The following is a 448-nucleotide window of genomic DNA, read 5'->3' as shown; positions in this document are numbered from 1 at the left end:
CCTTGAGGGAGGTCGAGAGCTGCCACAGGAACGGTCCGACGGTCAGCGCGAGTACGGCGAGCAGCAGGACGTAGCGCAGCAGGAGCTGCCATACCGGTATGCGGCGGCCGTCGGCGTCGGTGAGGGTCAGGATGCTCATGCGTCCTCCTTGCGGTCGGCGCGGAGCACCAGGAGCATCAGGGCGACCGTCACGACGAAGATGACGACGGAGATCGCGGAGGCATAGCCGACCCGCCCGGTCAGTCCGGTGCCGACGCGCTGGACCAGCATCACCAGGGTGGTGTCCTCGCCGGCCGGGCCGCCGGAGGGACCGGCCATCAGATAGACCTCGGAGAACGCCTTGAAGGCGGCGACCGACGCCAGCGCCCCGACGAGGACCATGGTGGAGCGGACGGCGGGAACGGTCACGGTGAAGAACCGGCGAACGGCGCCGGCACCGTCCACGGAG

At 69.9% G+C, this 448-nt stretch carries 1 protein-coding gene; it reads right to left on the bottom strand.

Going from position 1 to position 448, the window contains the following annotated elements:
- Positions 1-135: 135 nt before the first annotated feature.
- Positions 136-448, bottom strand: a 313-nt coding sequence (locus tag AC1DUE_RS20355) for a carbohydrate ABC transporter permease (protein WP_477041217.1), incomplete at its 5' end; no start/stop codon positions are given.

The sequence above is a fragment of the Cellulomonas sp. P4_A2 genome, assembly GCF_056402515.1.
The sequence above is the reverse complement of the archived record's forward strand: the minus strand, read 5'-3'. Positions and strand labels throughout refer to the sequence as shown.